The sequence below is a fragment of the Mycobacterium mantenii genome, from assembly GCF_001667865.1.
GTDB lineage: Bacteria > Actinomycetota > Actinomycetes > Mycobacteriales > Mycobacteriaceae > Mycobacterium > Mycobacterium mantenii_A.
Genome location: NZ_LZJP01000071.1, coordinates 1 through 16,488, shown reverse-complemented (window position 1 = coordinate 16,488; position 16,488 = coordinate 1). Strand labels below are relative to the sequence as shown.

Below are 16,488 nucleotides of genomic sequence, written 5' to 3'. Positions count from 1 at the left end.
GCTTGCTGACTAAGGGAGGAAATGCGGTGGGAGACCTGCATTCGGGCCATGGTGAAGGACCGTCTGTCGCGCCGCCCCCTGGAAGTTGGCCGCCACGGCATTCCCCGCGGGCCGTATCTCGTCCACGGCCATGGCTGGCGGTTGTGGTAGTGGTGACTGCCGCAGTCGCTGTCGCTGCGTTAGTGGTAGCACTGATGCGACCAACGGCTTCGCACTCATCCGCGACCACCACTGCGATGCTCACCCCTACGTCGACGGAGACTGCCACCGCACAACAGCGGCTCTGCGAGACCTACAAGGTGGCCGCGCGGGCTAAGCAGGTTGACACAAATGGCAGCGATAAAGCGTTCGCACGCATCGCGCTGACGAATTCCGCCGGCTTGCTCTACAACGCATCCAACGACCCAGCTCTGGACGAGCAGCACCGTAACGCCGCTCAGGCTCTAGCGACGGCATACCTAACGGACACGGCGAAAAGCAGCGAGGGGGCCGCTACTGAGGCGGAATTTCAAGAGGCGGTCAACGATGTGAACGCCAAGGACGCGGCAATGAAAAAGGTATGCGGTGGCGGTTGACCTTCCACCCGGTATCTGGACAGCCGCGCTGATCGGACCGTGGTGGCCAGCACCGTCGACGGGTTTACGCGCCGGAGCCCAACACTGGAGCCAAGAATGCGCGGAGCAGCAGCTGTATTCGCAGAACTTGCGCACCCAGTGGACGGCCTTTGCTGCAAGCAATAAGGGGCATACTGCAGACGATCTCATCACCAGATTCCAGCAAGGGGAAAAGCTTCATCTGGATCTTGCCGAGAAGTACCAAACAAAAGCCTCGGCGTTTAATTCCGGCGCCGACGCTATCGACTATCTGCGAAGTCGCTTGTCAGACATAGCAAATACGGGCAATAAAGCAATCAACGATATCCTCGCATCGAAAAAGCCGCCGCCGGAGAAGTTGGCAGAAATACAGGCTGTTCAGGCGCGCTGCAACGCCGACGCCGCGAATGCGAGTCGGGACGCGGCCGACAAGATGATGGCGGCGACGCAAAAGATTCTCGATGCAGAGGGCATTGGGGGCAACGCCCGGAGTTGGGCGCAGGCGAACGGGTTCGATGTTGGCGACGCTTCACCACCGAATCCGATCAGCGAAAAGGATCTGGGAACACCGCCGACCGCATACGGGCATAATTTCGGGCAGGGTGGGCCGGCGCAGGGAGGCGGCCATCCAGGAGCCGCGCCGGCGGGGTACGGGCATAATTTCGGGCAGGCTGGGCCGGCGCAGGGAGGCGGCAGTCCGGGGGCTTCGCCGGCGTACGGGCATAATTTCGGGCAGGGCGGGCCGGCGTCGGGAAGCCCATCGACGGCCTCGCCTGGGCTTGCACCCGCGGGTGGGCCTGCAACGACTGCTCCTCTGGTAAATGCGCCAGGCGTACACGGCGGTGGAATGCCGATGTCACCGGCTGGCCTTGGCCAAGGCGGGCAGCCGGGATTAGCACAAGCTTTTACCTCCGGGTTGGCGACCGGCCAGGCGACTGGCCCTGGCGGACAGGCGTTTACGGCAGGGCCGATACAAGCGATGGAGGCAGGAGGACCTCAAACTCCTCAAGCTACACCGGCAGTTGCGCCGACTGCACCCAGCGCCGGGGCCTTCATACCGGCAAGCGCTCCGGTCGACGCACCGCCAGCCGCGACCCCGGCTCCTTCGACGGCTGGGGGAGGCACTTCAGTTGCGCCGGTGATGACTAGTGGTTCGTGGTCGTCGCCCGCACCGACCGTCGGTGGCGGCTCAGCCATCCCCTCAGGGTCCTTGCCCGCCTACGGATCCGACCTTCGGCCGCCGGTAGTGGCGCCGCCGTCCGTGCCCTCAACTCCGGCCGGTCCCGTATCGGGCGCGCCGGTAGCGTCTTCGCCGGCATCGTCCCCATCCGCGGGCGGACCGCTCGTCTCTCCAGTCGAAAGGGCCGCCGGATCTGCCGCGGGTCAGGCCGGTGCCGGCTCCTCGACGATGGCCGGCGCATCGGCAGCGTCTGCGGCAGCGGGCGCGACCGCCGGCACGGTGTCCGCCAGAACGGCCGAGCAACAGCGGCTGCAGCGCCTCGTCGACGCGGTGGCACGCCAAGAGCCGCGGCTGTCGTGGGCGGCTGGGCTACGCGACGACGGCGTCACCACGCTGCTGGTCACCGACCTCGCCGGCGGGTGGATTCCGCCCCACGTCCGGTTGCCCGCCCACGTAACACTCCTCGAGCCGACGGCGCGACGCCACGACGCCAACGTGGTGGACTTACTCGGCGCGATCACGGTCGCGGCGGCGCATCACGCCAACTCCTATGTCGGCGAGCCAGGTCCCGACGAGCCCGTCCTCAGCGGCGATCGGCCTGCGCGCTCGGCCGCGCCTGAAGTCGATGAACTCGGGCCAACTCTGGTCGATGCTGTACGCCGCCGGGACGGGCTGCCTCGGATCGCACAGGCTGTCGCGGCGCCCGCGGTGCGAAAAACCGGCGTCCTCGAGAGCGAAACTGCGATGTTGCGCGAATGCGCCGCAGAAATTCAGCACACGGTAATGACTGCATACCCCAACCACGACGCAGCGGCTGTCGGGGATTGGATGCTTTTGGCAGCCATAAGGGCGCTTATCGATGGGCATGAGTATCTCGCGAACTACCACCTGGCCTGGTTCAACGCGATCAGGCATCAGAACGGTCACTGACTTAGCCCGGCGGCGACTGACTAGCGATTCCGGCGCGTTCTGTACAAAAATGACACTACGGCCGATTGCTTGTGCCGAAAATTTATAAGAGCACGCAGGCTCTGCAAGTGGGGACGAGGTGGAACCGTGGTCAACGGCGGCCCAGGTGGTGGGATCATTTTTGACGCGCCAACTTATTGGTGGGCGAATAACCAACCTCCGGCGTCTGCCCCGAAGCCCGGCCCCGGTCACCCACCGGGCACGTCGCCTGTGGACGGCGGTGGCGGCGCACTAACCGGCGCCGGAAACGCCGGCGTTCCCAAAGACGCCGCAGACGCCGCCGCCGCCGACGCCGACCGTCGGGCACACGCCGCCGACGCCGCGGCGAAGTTCCCGGCCAACGAGGCAAACAGCCAACAAGACATGCAGATGATCCAGCAGATGCTGCAGAGCGTCACGGGCGCGGTCGGGGGCGCGATCGGTGGCGTCATGGGACCGCTGACCCAACTTCCCCAGCAGGCGATGCAGGCCGGTCAGAGCGCCCTGCAGCCGCTGATGAGCGCGGTGCAGGGCGCCCATGGCGCCGGGCTGGCCAGCGATGCGCATCTGGTCGACAGTGTCGGCAGTGGCGGCGGCTCTGGCCTAGGCGCCGGCTCCGGCGGCGGTGGCGCGGGCCTAGGCGGTGGAGGCACGACCCCGGCCAGCTCGCTGGGCCCGCCGCCGGTGCCGACGTCGTCGCCGCCGACCACCCCCGCGGCCGCCAAGGCGGCGATGATGCCGCCGACCGGCGGCATGCCCGCCATGCCAGGACAATCCGGAATGACCGGCATGCCGATGATGCCGCCGGGCGCGATGGGCCACGGCGGCGAAGGCGGCAACAAGGACAAGCCGGTGGAGAAGCGGGTGACGGCCCCGGGAGTGCCCAACGGCCAGCCGGTCAAGGGCCGCTTGACGATCCCGCCGAGCGCCCCGGGCACCAAATCCGGCGAGGCCAAACCGACCGTCGTTACCAATCGGCCCAACCGACGGATCGTGATCATGCCGTCTGAGGACGAGCCCAAGGAATAGCGGTCCCCAGCCCACCGAAAGGGTGAATGGTGGCGCAATTCGGTCGGCAGTAGGGTCACTACGTAATTGCGGCCGGCCGAACCCAATGCGCGGGTCATATTGGGTTGTCCGTTTTTGACAGCAGAACTGTCGATGCGTGCATGCTATTGGTACGTCTGCAGCGAGACCGCGGAATACGCGGCCAGGAGGGTGTGGGAGTACAAGCGCGAAGTGTCCGGCGACGATGCGGCGCCGCGAGGGCGCACAGGTGAATCACGGCGGGGGAGTCGGTGACCGATCCCCTGAAAGCGCAAGCGGTCGCGGCGTTGACTCGCGCCCACAATCTGTTCGGGGGAGCAGCGACGGGCGACGGCATCGGTGACGCACCGGAGCAGACGCGGGCTCGCGCCGAGGCTATAGCACGCCGCACCCCCCGGTTGCCAGGCGCGACGGCGGCGCGGTCGGGCACCGCAACAAGACGCCTCAGTCGACTGGGCCACAACGACCGTGCCCTGCAACAAATCATCACCGACGCCCGCGCCGACCACGCCCACGGCCGCGCGGCGACGAGGGCAACCCTGGACGACGCCTTGGCAGACGCGACCCCGGGCATCGACACGCCGATGGGCCGCCGCGAGGCGCTCGCCCGCATGGCGGCGCGGCTGCGGACTCAGCATCGGCGCGTCGCCGGATCCCGTCTACGCGCAAGGCTGCTCGCGCGCAGGCTGCGGCGCTTGCACTACCTACAAAGGCGGTCGATGCAGAGTAACCAGCCCAGCGGCCGCCCAGCGGTGCTCGCGGCCATCCGTAAGGCCCTGGACATCAAGGGCATTCACGACCCGGCGGCGCGCGCCCGCTGGGAACGCGGCATGGACCTGGTAGCCCGCCGCGAATCCGACTACGACGCAAACGCGGTCAACGACTGGGACTCCAACGCCGCGCGGGGCACCCCGAGCAAGGGTGCCTGGCAATTCATCGCGCCCACCTTCGCGGCCTATCACCAGCCGGGAACCTCCCGCGACATCCACAACCTGGTGGCGCAGGCGTGCGCGTTCATCAACTATGCGATGGGCCGCTACGGGGTCGCCGCCGACGCGTCGAATTTGGCTGATCGGATTCAGCAGGCCGATCCTCACCGAGCACCCAAGGGGTACTGAGCATGCCGCTGAGTTTGTCTAACCGCGACCAGAACTCTGGGCACCTGTTCTACAACCGGCGACTGCGGGCGGCGACCACCCGCTTCTCGGTGCGCATGAAACACGACGACCGCAAGCAGACCGCCGCGTTGGTGCTGTCGATCCTCCTGGTGGCCATCGCCTCGGGCTGGATGCTGTTGCTGAACGTCCTGAAACCGACTGGCATCGTGGGTGATTCGGCGATCATCGGCGACCGCGACTCCGGGGCGCTCTACGCCAGGATCGACGGCCGGCTCTACCCGGCGCTCAATTTGACCTCCGCGCGGCTGGCGACCGGCACGGCGAACCAGCCGACGTGGGTCAAACCCGCTGAGATAGCGAAGTATCCGACCGGGCCGCTGATCGGTATCCCGGGAGCGCCGGCGGCGATGCCGGTCCACCGGGGTGCGACGTCGGCGTGGGCCGTGTGTGACACGGCGGGACGCCCGCGCAGCCCGGAGCGGCCGGTGGTGACCTCGATCGCCGGCCCGCTCGACGGCCTCGACCGCGCCACCCCCCTGAGCGACGACGCCGGGGTGCTGGTCACCTTCGAGGGCAACACCTTTGTCATCTGGGGCGGCAAACGCTCGCAGATCGATCCGTCCAACCGGGCGATCACGCTGAGCCTGGGACTCGACCCGGGAGTGACGCTGCCGGTAGAGATTTCGCGGGCCCTGTACGACGCGCTGCCCGCGACCGAACCGCTCGGGGTGCCCGCGGTGCCACTGGCGGGCACGCCGTCGACGTGGGTTTCGGGTTCGCAGGTCGGCGCGGTGTTGCAGGCCCAGACCGCCAGCGGCGGCAAGCAGTTCTACGTGCTGTTGCCCGACGGGGTGCAGAAGGTCACCAGCTTCGTGGCCGACCTGTTGCGCAGCGCCAACTCGTACGGCTCGACGGCGCCGCGCGTGGTGACGCCCGACGTGTTGGTCAACATCCCCGAGGTGAACTCGTTGGCAGTGGACTACTACCCGACCAAGCGCTTGAATTTCGTTGACACCGCGGCCGATCCGACCACCTGCGTCGGCTGGGAGAAGGGCTCGACGGACCCGCAGGCGCGCGTCGTCGTCTACAACGGTCGCGGCCTGCCCTCGCCGTCGTACATGGACAACCGCATCGTCCACCTGGTGCGCGACGACCGCGACCCGGGGTCGGTGGTCGCCAATCAGGTGCTGGTGTTGCCGGGCGCGGCCAACTTTGTCACGTCAACCAGCGGCGTGGTCACCTCCGACTCCCGGGAATCGCTGTTCTGGGTCTCCGACAACGGGGTGCGGTTCGGCATCACCAACGACGACACGACGTTGCGCGCGCTCGGGCTCGATCCGGGCTCGGCGGTGCAGGCGCCGTGGCCGCTGCTGCGCACCTTCGCGGCGGGCCCGGCACTGTCGAGGGAGTCAGCACTTTTGGCGCGGGACACCGTCCCGGCGCTCGGCAAGGTGGCTGTGGTGACGACATCGGCGAAGCCGGGAGGCTAGAGAATGTCCAAGAAAGCTTTCCCCATCAACCGCGTCAAGATCGAGCCGCCGAAACCGGTGCGGGTGGCACCCAGCGCGCCGATCGCATTGCCGGAACGCGAGCCACGCAACATCTGGGTGATGATCGGGGTGCCGGCGCTGATCGTGGCGCTCATCGGCACCATCGTCATGCTCTACGTCTCCGGCGTGCGCAGCCTGACCACCGGCTTCTTCCCCCTGATGGGCATCGGCGCCTTCAGCATGCTGGCCTTCTCAGGGCGTTTCGGCCGAGCGCGCAAGATCACTTGGGGCGAAATGGAAAAGGGCCGTCGCCGCTATCTGCGTGAGCTCGACGCCAACCGTGATGAGATCCAGACCGCGGTGTGCGCGCAACGCGAATGGCAGAACTCCGTGCACTCCGACCCCAGCGGGCTCGGGGCCATCATCGGCGGCCCGCGGATGTGGGAGCGTGGCCGCGGCGACGCGGACTTCCTCGAGGTGCGTCTCGGCACGGGCGTGCAGCACGCACCGGACTCGGTGCTGTCGGTGACCTGGCCCGACATCGCCTCCGACGAGGAGCTCGAACCCGTCACCGGACAGGCGCTACGCGATTTCATCCTGGAGCAGCGCAAGATTCGCGACATCGCCAAGGTGGTCAACCTGCGCTCGGCACCCGGCTTCAGCTTCGTCGGCGACGACTTGGACCGGCTGCGCTCGCTGATGCGCTCGGTGCTGTGCTCGCTGGCGGTGTTCCACAACCCCCGCGACGTCAAGCTGATGGTGGTGACCCGCAATCCGGAGGCGTGGTCGTGGATCGTGTGGCTGCCGCACAACCTGCACGACGAGCTGTTCGACGCCTGCGGGTTTCGGCGCCTCGTCTTCGCCACGCCCGAGGAGCTCGAAGAGACGCTGGGCGCCGAGCTGCACATGAAGGGCAAGCGCGGCGCGTGGACACCGCTGGCCGCGGCCAGCCCCACCGCGATGGGCTCGACACTGGAAACCGGAACGGACACGGTCGATCTGGGCCCGCACCTGGTGATCGTCGACGACAACACCGGCAGCCCCGACGCGTGGGAGAGCGTGGTCGGGCAGGTCGGTAAGGCCGGAATCACGCTGCTGCGCATCGCCTCCCGGATCGGCACCGGCGTGGGCTTCGCCAACGACCAGGTGTTCGACCTCAGCGAACGCCACAGCGCACCCAGCGGCTCGGTCAACGGCGACATCCCCCTGCGCCGGAACGGCTCCGACGCCGAGGGCGAGGACAATCGCCCGGCTCCACTGCTGCGCGTGCGCAACAAGTTCTTCGCCCACGCCGACCAGCTCTCCGTGCACCGCGCCTACCGCTACGCCAGGGCGATGGCTCGGTGGTCACCGACCAGCCGCAGCGAGATCGCCGACTCAGTCAGCGGCGCAACCGAATTGCTGCGGGCCCTGGGCATCAGTGACCCCCGGGACCTGGATGTCGACCGGTTGTGGGCCGAGCGTCGGGGCCGCGGCGACGAGCGCTGGTGCGAGGTTCCGGTCGGGGCCAAACCCAACGGCGAGCTGCAGAACATCACTATCCGCGCCAAAGACTTCGGGGGCTTCGGGTTCCACTCCGTGGTCATCGGTACCAGCGGCTCGGGTAAGTCCGAGTTCTTCCTGTCCCTGGTCTACGGCATCGCGCTGACCCACTCCCCGGAGACGTTCAACGTCATCTTCGTCGACATGAAGTTCGAGTCGGCGGCGCAGGACATCCTGGGCATCCCCCACGTGGTGGCCGCGCTGTCGAACCTCGGCAAGGACGAACGACACCTGGCCGAGCGGATGCGCAGGGTCATCGACGGTGAGATCAAGCAGCGCTACGAGCTGTTCACCTCGGTGGGCGCGCGCGACGCCAACGACTACGAAGAGATCCGGCTGGCCGGACGCGACCTGCCGCCGGTGCCGGTCCTGCTCGTCATCGTCGACGAGTACCTGGAACTGTTCGCCAACCACGAGAAGTGGATCAACCTGATCATCCACATCGGCCAGGAAGGCCGCGGCGCCAACGTCTTCTTCATGCTGGGCGGCCAGCGGCTGGACCTGTCCTCGCTTCAAAAGGTCAAGTCCAACATCGCCTTCCGCATCGCGTTGCGCGCCGAGTCCGGTGACGACAGCCGCGAGGTGATCGGCTCGGACGCCGCCTACCACCTGCCGTCGAAGGAAAACGGTTTCGGTCTGCTCAAGGTGGGGCCGCGCGATCTCGAACCGTTCCGGTGCTTCTACCTGTCCGCCCCGTTCGTGGTGCCGAAGACCAAGGAGGTCGCCACCACCGTCGATATGACGCTGACCAAGCCGCGGTTGTACAACTGGCAGTTCCAGCCGCTGGACGCCTCCGACGCCACGGCCTTGGAGGCGGCCGCCGCCGTCGACGCCGAACCCGACGAATTTCTCTACTACGACGACGGTTTCAAACGGAAGAAGATCGTCGACGTGCTGCGGGAGTCGCTGCACGAGGTGCCGCACCGCTCACCGCGCCGGCCGTGGTTGGAGCCGCTGGAGGAGCCCGAGTCCATCGACGCGCTGGTCGCGGGATACCGGGGCAAGCCATGGCACGTCGACTATGGGCGCAACTCGGGGCTGATGTTCCCCGTGGGTGTGATGGACATCCCCGAAGAGTCCAAGCAGGTCGTTCATGCGGTGGATGCGTTGCGCAGCAACGTGATCGTGGTGGGGGCCAAGCAGCGGGGCAAGACGACCACGCTGATGACACTGATGTGTTCGGCGGCAACGATGTACAGCCCGTCGCGCGTGACGTTCTTCTGCATCGGCGGGGCGACTCTCGCCCAGGCCGCCTCCCTGCCCCACGTCACCGACATCGTGTCGCCGAAAGACGCGGAGGGCATCGAGCGCATTTTGAGCAGCATGGACGCCCTGATCGATGCCCGCGAGGATTCGTTCCGGCGTCTCAAGATCGACCTCGACGGTTTCCGCGAACGCCGCTTCGCGCCGGGCAGCGACGGCCTGGGCGGCACCGACGCCAACGACCCGTTCGGCGATGTGTTCGTGGTGGTCGATGACTACGACGACCTGTACTCGAAAGACACGGTGCTGGGCGATCGCATCATCTCGTTGAGCAGCCGCGGCCCGGAATACGGGGTGCACGTGATGTGCAGCGCCGGCGGCTGGATTCACGGCCAGCGGCAGAGCCTGCTCCAAAACGCCACGGCGCGAATTCAATTGCGGCTGGCCGACCCGAGCGAAAGCCAGATGGGGCACTCGTCGCTCGAGTCGCGCGACGCGGCCCGGCGGACGCTGAACCGGCCCGGCTTCGGTCTGACCGACGGCTTGCACGAGCTGCGGGTCGGCGTGCCGGCGCTGACCGATCCCAGCACCGGCGCGATGGTCAGCATCGTCGACGTCGGCGCCCGCATCGCGGAGGTCGCCGGCGTCACCAAGCACGCCACCCTGCAACGCTTGCCGCAGCGGGTGGCGCTCAAGGCGATTCTGGAGTATGAGGCCGATCACCCGACCGCGCCTCAGTTCCAAGACCTTTCGATCAGCTTCGCCATCGGCGAGCGTCACGAACTGGGGCCGGTCCCCATCAAGCTGCGCGAGAGCCCCGGGTTGATGATTATGGGCCGGCAGGGCTGCGGAAAGACCATGTCGCTGGTTGCCATTGGCGAGGCGATCATGAACCGATTCAGCCCCGAGGAAGCGCAGCTGACGCTGATCGACCCGAAGACCGCACCGCACGGTCTGCGCGATCTGCACGGGCCCGGCTACGTGCGCGCGTACGCGTACGACCAGGACGAGATCGACGAGGTGGTCACCACGCTGGCGCAGCAGGTCCTGCTACCCCGGCTGCCCCCGAAAGGCCTGAGCCAGGAAGAGTTGCGCGCGCTCAAGCCGTGGGAAGGTCCACGGCACTTCGTGCTGATCGACGACATCCAGGACCTGCGCCCGGATCAGAGCTACCCGCCCAAGCCACCGGTGGGTGCGGCGTTGTGGAAGCTGATGGAACGTGCGCGACAGATCGGCTTGCACGTCTTCACCACGCGCAACAGCGCGAACTGGGCCACGCTGCAAATGGATCCGTGGATGCGGTTCCAGAACTCGGCGAAAGTGGCTCAGCTGTATATGGACAACGATCCGCAAAACCGGATCAACCGAAACGTCCGGGCCCAGACACTGCCGCCTGGACGTGGCCTGCTGGTCGGCGTCGACGGCGACGTCGAGGGCGTTCTGGTGGGGCTGCCGTCGTCCGTCATACCGCCACAGCAGTAACCAGCTGTGGTTCGGGGGTTTTCACCGCCGGCGTGGCGGCGCGACGGGGAAGTGGACGCGGCCACCAGAACCACCGGCCCAGTAGCGCCACGATGGACGGCACGATGAATGCCCGCACCACCAACGTGTCGACCATCAGCCCGACCGCGATCGTCGTGCCGATCTGAGCGATGCTGAGCACGCTGCTACTCAGCAACGCCAGCATGGTCAGCCCGAAGATCACACCCGCGATGGTGACCACGCCGCCGGTGCCGCCGAACGCGCGGATGATGCCGGTCTTCAGGCCGGCCGCAGCTTCCTGTTTGATGCGCAACGCCAGCAGCAGGTTGTAGTCCGCGCCGACGGCGATCAGCGCAATGAAGGCGATCGGGGCCACGGCCCAGTGCAGATCGTGATGGAGCAGGTGCTGCCAAATCAGCACACTGGCACCGATGGCCGACGCGTAGGACGTGACGACAGTCCCGACGACGACCAATCCCGCAACCGGGCTGCGCAACATCGCGGTGACGATCAGGAAGATGAGGACCAGCGCGGCCCCCACCAGCAGCGTGGTGTCCCCGGCCACGAAGCGCTGCAGGTCGGCGGTCACCGGACCCACTCCGGCAAGGTCGACCTCGGTCGGCGTCAGGGTGCCTTCCTTGGTGGCCTCCTTGATGGCGGCGCGTACCTGATCGGCCCGCTTGGCGCCATCGCCGCCCCACTCCGAGCCGTCGCCGTAGACCAGCAGGTATGCGGCGCGGCCATTTTCGGAGATCAGGTGGCTCAACGCGGTGGTGTACCGCGGGTCGCTCAGCGCCCGTTGCGGCATGTAGAAGTCCGCCGCGGCGCTGCCCTGGAATTGGGTGGCGATCTCGTTCATGTAGTCGGTCAGCTGCCGCATTTGGGGTCCGAGCGTGTCGGACAGGCTCAGCAAGTCATGCGTGGCCGAGCGCGCCTGCCCCAACGCGTCTTTCATCGACGCCACACTCTGCGGCAGCGTGGCCATCGCGGTGGCGGCGGTGCTCGACCCGCTGGTGAGTTTCGCGGCGCCCGAATCCAGGCGCGTGGACGTCTGCACCAGGCTGTCGACGGGCTGGAGCACCCGATCCACCGTCGAGCAGATCGGATTGGTGGCGCAGTCGGGTGTGCGCCCGACGAAGTCCCGCAGTGGGTCGAGGTAACCCGACACGGTCGTGACATTGCGCTGCAGGCCCTCCATCCCGGCCCGCATGTCTTCCGCAGCGCCGGACACGTCCGCCAATCCCACACTGCCGCCGCGCAATCCGCTACCCAGCCCGTCCACCGCAACTTGGGTTTGCGCCAGCGCGCCGTCCAGCTCGGAGACCCGCTTGAGGCGCTGCGTCAGCGAATCCATGGTGTCGCCGAACTGGCGGCCGAGCACGCCGGCCTGATAACTCAGCGTCGCCTGTTCGGGCACCTTACCGTCGGGGCGGCTGGCGGACTGCACCGCACGCACCCCCGGTACGGCCATGACGTGACGGGTGATTCGCTCGATGGCGATCAGGCCGGCCGGGTTGCGCAGGTCGTGGTCGGCCTGGATCGCGACGACGTCGGGCAGCAACGCGTTGGCCGCGAAATGCCGGTCGGCGCTGGCGTAGCCGCGGTTGGAGTCGGTGGACGACGGCGTGGCGGCGGGTTCGTTGAATCCGACCCGCATGCTCACCAAGGGCAGCGCGACCAGCAGCGTCAACGCGAGCGCGGTGACCAGGATCGGCCCGGGCCAGCGCGCCACGGCCGTTCCGACGCGGCGCCAGCGCCGCGCGGTCTTCGACGGCCGCGGTTCGAGGTATCCGCGGCGTATCGCCAGGGTCATGAGCGCGGGCGTCAGGGTCAGCGCCGCGACCATGGTGGCCAGAATGCCGATGGCGCAGGGCAACCCGGCGCTGCGGAACGAGCCCACCTTGGCGAACACCAGGCACGCCAGTGCCACCGACACGGTCAGTGCCGATCCGATCACCACGGGCGCGATGGAACGGTAGGCCTGCGTCAGCGCCTCGGCCGGCGCGACGCCGCGACGTCGGCCCTCGTGGTAGCGGCCGACCAGGAAGATCGCGTAGTCGGTGCCGGCCCCTAGCGTCATCGCTGCCATGAGCGCCACCGAAAACAACGACACCTCAACCACATTGGCCTGACCGAGGGCGGCGACGACGGCGCGTGCCAGGGCCAGGGCGAGGCCCACCGAGATCAGCGGGATCGCCGCCGCGACCGGCGATCGGTATACCAGCAGCAACAGCAGCAGGATGAGACCGATGGTGGCCGCGGTGATTCCGAGCATCTGCCGATCGATCGCGGAGAATTCGTCGACGATCGTCGCGCCGGGGCCCGTGACATGGACGGCCAGGCCCGCCGGTGGTGAGAGCTTCTGGACGGTTCCGCGCACCGCGTTGACCGAATCACGCGCCTGTGCGGTGCCGAGCATTCCGGCCAGCCGGACCATCAAGCTGACCGCCTTGCCGTCCGAACTCTGTGCGCCGGCGGCCGTGGCCGGCTGTGACCACAGGTCGGTCACCGCGTAGACGTGGCGCTGATCCGAGCCGAGTGATCTGGTCAGCGAGTCGTAGAACTGGCGATCCCGCGGCGTCAGTCGCTGATCACGTTCCAGCACAACGTAAACGAAGTTGTTGCTGGGCGTCTGGTCGAACAACTGGGCGGCCCGGGCCGCGGCCACCGCGCTCGGCGCGCCGGGCGGCATGAAGGACCGGGCGTGCGAGTCGACGACCCGCTCCAGTTGCGGCACCGCCACATTCGCGGCGGCCGCCGCCAGGATCCAAAGCCCGACGATCAGGACGGCGTACCGACCGGTCAGGCGCGCAAAACGGCCCATTCGATCATGCAACGGTCTGCCGATCGCTGGTGGGCCCGCCGAACAGGCCCACGGCGACATGCTCGCCGCGGGTAAGCGAGCGCACCCGCAGCGACCGGCGGGTGCCGATCTTCACCAGCGCGTGCAGCCCGGGCTCGGCGGCCTCGAGATCGGCGCGCACCTGTTGGGCCGATGCGCCCTCGTGGGCCGCCTGATCCAGCTTGGCCACCAGCATGGTGATCCAGCGCTGGCCGAGCGAGAGCATCAGACCCTCCTCGTCGCCGAACAGCTCGGACACCTCGGATGAATTGTCGATCAACGCAAGTGCCGCCTCGGGGTCCGTCTCGGCGGCTTCGATCACCTGGGCCATGAAGGCCATGCGGTTGTGCAGCAGTGTCCATGTCATGACTCGACGCTAGAAAAACAGCCACCCGCTGCGCGTCGTGCCGAAGTGCAGTCTTTGTCTCCTACCACGGGCGGAGACGGGTGCCGCCCGCAGGAGGATGTGACGTCGCGCCGAGCTCTTCTAGGATTGGACGATGGTGCACGCCGCAGTGAATTTCCTGCGGGAACAGCTCCGCCGACGCGGCGAGCTGATTCCCGTTGGCCTTACCTGGGCGTCGTTTCTGGCCGTCGATATCACTCACGTCGGCGGGGGGGTGATCGCGATCCTGCAGCGGCCCACCGCCGACTTGCCGGTCGGGTTGGCCGCGTTCGCGGTGTCGGCCGCGCCGACGCTGGTGTTCTTCTTCCTCAACACGAAGCTCAGCCCGCTGTTGATGTGGGCCAGCTGGTCGACGGCCACGGCCATGATGCTGTTCGCCACCTCGACACCCATTCGCGCCGACTTCGCCCCCGCGCTGTTGGTGCTCCTGGTGCTGTCCATCGCGACATTGAGCTCGATCGTCGGCGGCTTGTTGGCCGCGGCGTCGGCGGCCGCGCTGCTGCTCACCGCCTCCGCGCTGCATCGCCTGGACGCGGTGCTGCTGTACCTGGCTTTCGTCGGCGCGGGATGGCTGCTCGGTTACGTGATGCGCACCCAACGGCTGTTGCTGGCCGAACAGATCGAGGCGCAGAAGCTGCTGGCCGAGCACGCCGCCGCCGACGAGCGCCGGCGCATCGCCCGCGAGGTGCACGACGTGATCGCCCATTCGCTCAGCATCACCCTGTTGCACGTGACCGGTGCGCGGCGCGCGCTGCAGCAGGATCGCGACGTCGACGACGCGGTCGAGGCGTTGGAGCAGGCCGAGCGGCTCGGCCGCCAGGCGATGGCCGACATCCGTCGTACCGTCGGACTGCTGGACAACTGGCCGACCAAGACCGCGCCGACCGCGCCCGAACCCGGCATCGACGACGTCGCGGCGCTGGTCGAGGGGTTCCAGCGGGCCGGACTGACCGTCGCGCTGTGCGTCGAAGGCCCCACCGATCACGTGTCCGCCGCGGTCGGCCTCGCGCTGTACCGCATCACCCAGGAATCGCTGGCCAACATCGCCAAGCATGCGCCCGAGTCGAAAGCCGGTGTGGTGCTGGATATTTCGCCGGCGTCCGCCCGCCTCGCCATCACCAATCTGGTCCCGGCGGCGGTGGTGGCCGCGCCGTCGCAGGAAGGGCGCGGTGTGCGGGGCATGCGCCAGCGCGTCGAGCTGCTCGGCGGGGCCATCGACGTCGGCCCCACCCGGGACGGCTGGTCGGTGTGCGCCGAAATTCCGTTGCACGAGGGCGATACCGCCTGGCGGCCCTGGTGGTGTAAGGGATGATCCCGGATCACTTGGCGACGCCCGAGATCGCCGTGTTGCTCGTCGACGACCAGGACCTGGTTCGGTCGGGCCTGCGCCGGATCCTGCGCCGCAAGGACGGTTTCGTCATCGTCGCGGAGTGCGCCGACGGTGACGAGGTGTCGGCCGCGGTGGCCGAGCACCGGCCGGACGTCGTCGTGATGGATCTGAGGATGCGCCGCGTCGACGGGATCGAGGCGACGCGCAGGCTGGGCGGCAGGCCGCCGGTGCTCGCGCTGACCACCTTCAACGAGGACGAGTTGTTGTCGGGGGCACTGCGTGCCGGTGCGGCCGGCTTCGTGCTCAAGGACTCGTCTGCCGAGGAACTGATCCGCGCGGTGCGGGCGGTCGCCCGGGGCGACAGCTATCTCGATCCCGCGGTGACCTCGCGAGTGCTCACCACCTACCGCAAGGCCGCCCCCGGACCCCGCGGCACCGCGATCGGCGAGTTGACCACCCGCGAGCTCGACGTGCTCACCCTGATCGGGCACGGCCTGTCCAACACGGAGATCGCCGACGAGTTGTGCATCTCGGGTGTCACGGTCAAAAGCCACATCGGGCGGATCTTCGGAAAGCTCGATCTGCGCGACCGCGCCGCCGCGATCGTCTATGCGTACGACAACGGCATCGTCGCGCCGCGCTGAAAATCTAGATAGGCGTTGATTGCTCCGCCAGGTTCAGCAAGACGTACGCCATGCAGATCAGCAAGTTCAGCACCACCATGACGATGCCCGCGAAGATCAGCGACCTGGCGCTGCGTTGCTTGAGCCGCTTGAACCGCGCGGCGCGCGACTCGCGGTGGAGTCTGATCGCGATCAGCGCGAAGTTCACATTCATCATTTCGTGCGCGGCCAGCGGCGCGCCGGCCAGCAGTTCCCGCAGCCGCTCCGGTGCCGTTCGAACACCCACCCGTTCGAAACGGTGGCACAGGCGGCGCGCCCGCCGTTGGCGGAGCGTGTGATGCGGCAGGCGAAGCTGCCGCGCAAGCTGCCCTCGATCGTCCCCCCACGGGTAAGACGGGGTCATCACAAGCGGATTCTAAATCGTCCGGCGTCAGTTTCGTGCCGTGAACGCGAATTATGTTGCGAGAGATCGAGGTCGTGAAGCTACCGGGGGCGCATGTGGTGGTGCTCTGACGCATCCGCCGGTGGACTGAGCGGACCGGGCGGCCGTTTCTGTCGGTGGTGGCTGCGATGATGACGGCATGTTGTCGACCGGATCCGCTGACGTCGTGGTGGTGACTGCGAGCGACCGTCTTGAGGTGTTGTTCGAGGAGTTGGCGGAGTTGATCGGTCAGCGCAACGCGA

General features: G+C 67.6%; 11 protein-coding genes. 8 read left to right on the top strand and 3 right to left on the bottom strand.

What is annotated here, in order from left to right; genetic code table 11:
* Positions 1 to 236 precede the first annotated feature (236 nt).
* From A5688_RS28430 to eccCa, 6 genes are all read left to right on the top strand, one after another.
* Entirely contained in the window at positions 237 to 575 is a 339-nt protein-coding gene (locus A5688_RS28430) for a hypothetical protein (RefSeq protein WP_347559123.1), read from the top strand.
* A gap of 1,426 nt (positions 576 to 2,001) precedes the next feature.
* A complete protein-coding gene (locus A5688_RS28120; protein WP_067909327.1) occupies positions 2,002 to 2,703 on the top strand; it encodes a DUF5631 domain-containing protein in 702 nt (233 codons plus the stop codon).
* 249 nt (positions 2,704 to 2,952) lie between these two features.
* On the top strand, positions 2,953 to 3,750 hold the full coding sequence (locus A5688_RS11600) for a hypothetical protein (protein WP_067838387.1): 798 nt from the start codon (positions 2,953 to 2,955) through the stop codon (positions 3,748 to 3,750).
* Between the two features lie 269 nt (positions 3,751 to 4,019).
* Positions 4,020 to 4,886: a DUF4226 domain-containing protein gene (locus A5688_RS11595; RefSeq protein ID WP_067909330.1), complete on the top strand. Its 867-nt coding sequence runs from the start codon at positions 4,020 to 4,022 to the stop codon at positions 4,884 to 4,886.
* A 2-nt stretch (positions 4,887 to 4,888) separates the two neighbouring features.
* A complete protein-coding gene (gene eccB, locus A5688_RS11590) occupies positions 4,889 to 6,376 on the top strand; it encodes a type VII secretion protein EccB (RefSeq protein ID WP_067838376.1) in 1,488 nt (495 codons plus the stop codon).
* Positions 6,377 to 6,379: 3 nt separating this feature from the next.
* Positions 6,380 to 10,603: a type VII secretion protein EccCa gene (eccCa, locus tag A5688_RS11585; protein WP_067909332.1), complete on the top strand. Its 4,224-nt coding sequence runs from the start codon at positions 6,380 to 6,382 to the stop codon at positions 10,601 to 10,603.
* On the opposite strand, the gene A5688_RS11580 is transcribed toward eccCa, so the two are convergent.
* Both A5688_RS11580 and A5688_RS11575 read right to left on the bottom strand, forming a co-directional pair.
* The gene (locus A5688_RS11580; RefSeq protein ID WP_067909335.1) at positions 10,584 to 13,439 is read right to left on the bottom strand and encodes an RND family transporter; all 2,856 of its coding nucleotides are present in this window, start codon (positions 13,437 to 13,439) and stop codon (positions 10,584 to 10,586) included. The genes eccCa and A5688_RS11580 overlap by 20 nt on opposite strands.
* Positions 13,432 to 13,812, bottom strand: coding sequence for a hypothetical protein (locus tag A5688_RS11575; RefSeq protein ID WP_067838369.1), 381 nt, complete (start codon positions 13,810 to 13,812; stop codon positions 13,432 to 13,434). The genes A5688_RS11580 and A5688_RS11575 overlap by 8 nt, the downstream gene beginning before the upstream one ends.
* Positions 13,813 to 13,945: 133 nt before the next feature.
* Here A5688_RS11575 and A5688_RS11570 point away from each other — a divergent pair, with 133 nt between their 5' ends.
* Both A5688_RS11570 and A5688_RS11565 read left to right on the top strand, forming a co-directional pair.
* The gene (locus A5688_RS11570; RefSeq protein ID WP_067909339.1) at positions 13,946 to 15,163 is read left to right on the top strand and encodes a sensor histidine kinase; all 1,218 of its coding nucleotides are present in this window, start codon (positions 13,946 to 13,948) and stop codon (positions 15,161 to 15,163) included.
* On the top strand, positions 15,160 to 15,825 hold the full coding sequence (locus A5688_RS11565; RefSeq protein ID WP_067909342.1) for a response regulator transcription factor: 666 nt from the start codon (positions 15,160 to 15,162) through the stop codon (positions 15,823 to 15,825). Before A5688_RS11570 ends, A5688_RS11565 begins: the two co-directional genes overlap by 4 nt.
* Positions 15,826 to 15,829: 4 nt before the next feature.
* Here the strand turns inward: A5688_RS11565 and A5688_RS11560 are convergent, their stop codons facing one another.
* Positions 15,830 to 16,090 (bottom strand): hypothetical protein, encoded by a 261-nt coding sequence (locus A5688_RS11560; protein ID WP_067838363.1) that lies wholly within the window; start codon positions 16,088 to 16,090, stop codon positions 15,830 to 15,832.
* Positions 16,091 to 16,488 lie beyond the last annotated feature (398 nt).

Bases quoted from the DNA above. Each gene is read 5' to 3' on its own strand.
- A5688_RS28430 (WP_347559123.1), top strand. From the start codon at position 237: ATGCTCACCCCTACGTCGACGGAGACTGCCACCGCACAACAGCGGCTC.
- A5688_RS28120 (WP_067909327.1), top strand. From the start codon at position 2,002: ATGGCCGGCGCATCGGCAGCGTCTGCGGCAGCGGGCGCGACCGCCGGC.
- eccB (WP_067838376.1), top strand. From the start codon at position 4,889: ATGCCGCTGAGTTTGTCTAACCGCGACCAGAACTCTGGGCACCTGTTC.
- eccCa (WP_067909332.1), top strand. From the start codon at position 6,380: ATGTCCAAGAAAGCTTTCCCCATCAACCGCGTCAAGATCGAGCCGCCG.
- A5688_RS11575 (WP_067838369.1), bottom strand. From the start codon at position 13,812: ATGACATGGACACTGCTGCACAACCGCATGGCCTTCATGGCCCAGGTG.
- A5688_RS11570 (WP_067909339.1), top strand. From the start codon at position 13,946: ATGGTGCACGCCGCAGTGAATTTCCTGCGGGAACAGCTCCGCCGACGC.
- A5688_RS11565 (WP_067909342.1), top strand. From the start codon at position 15,160: ATGATCCCGGATCACTTGGCGACGCCCGAGATCGCCGTGTTGCTCGTC.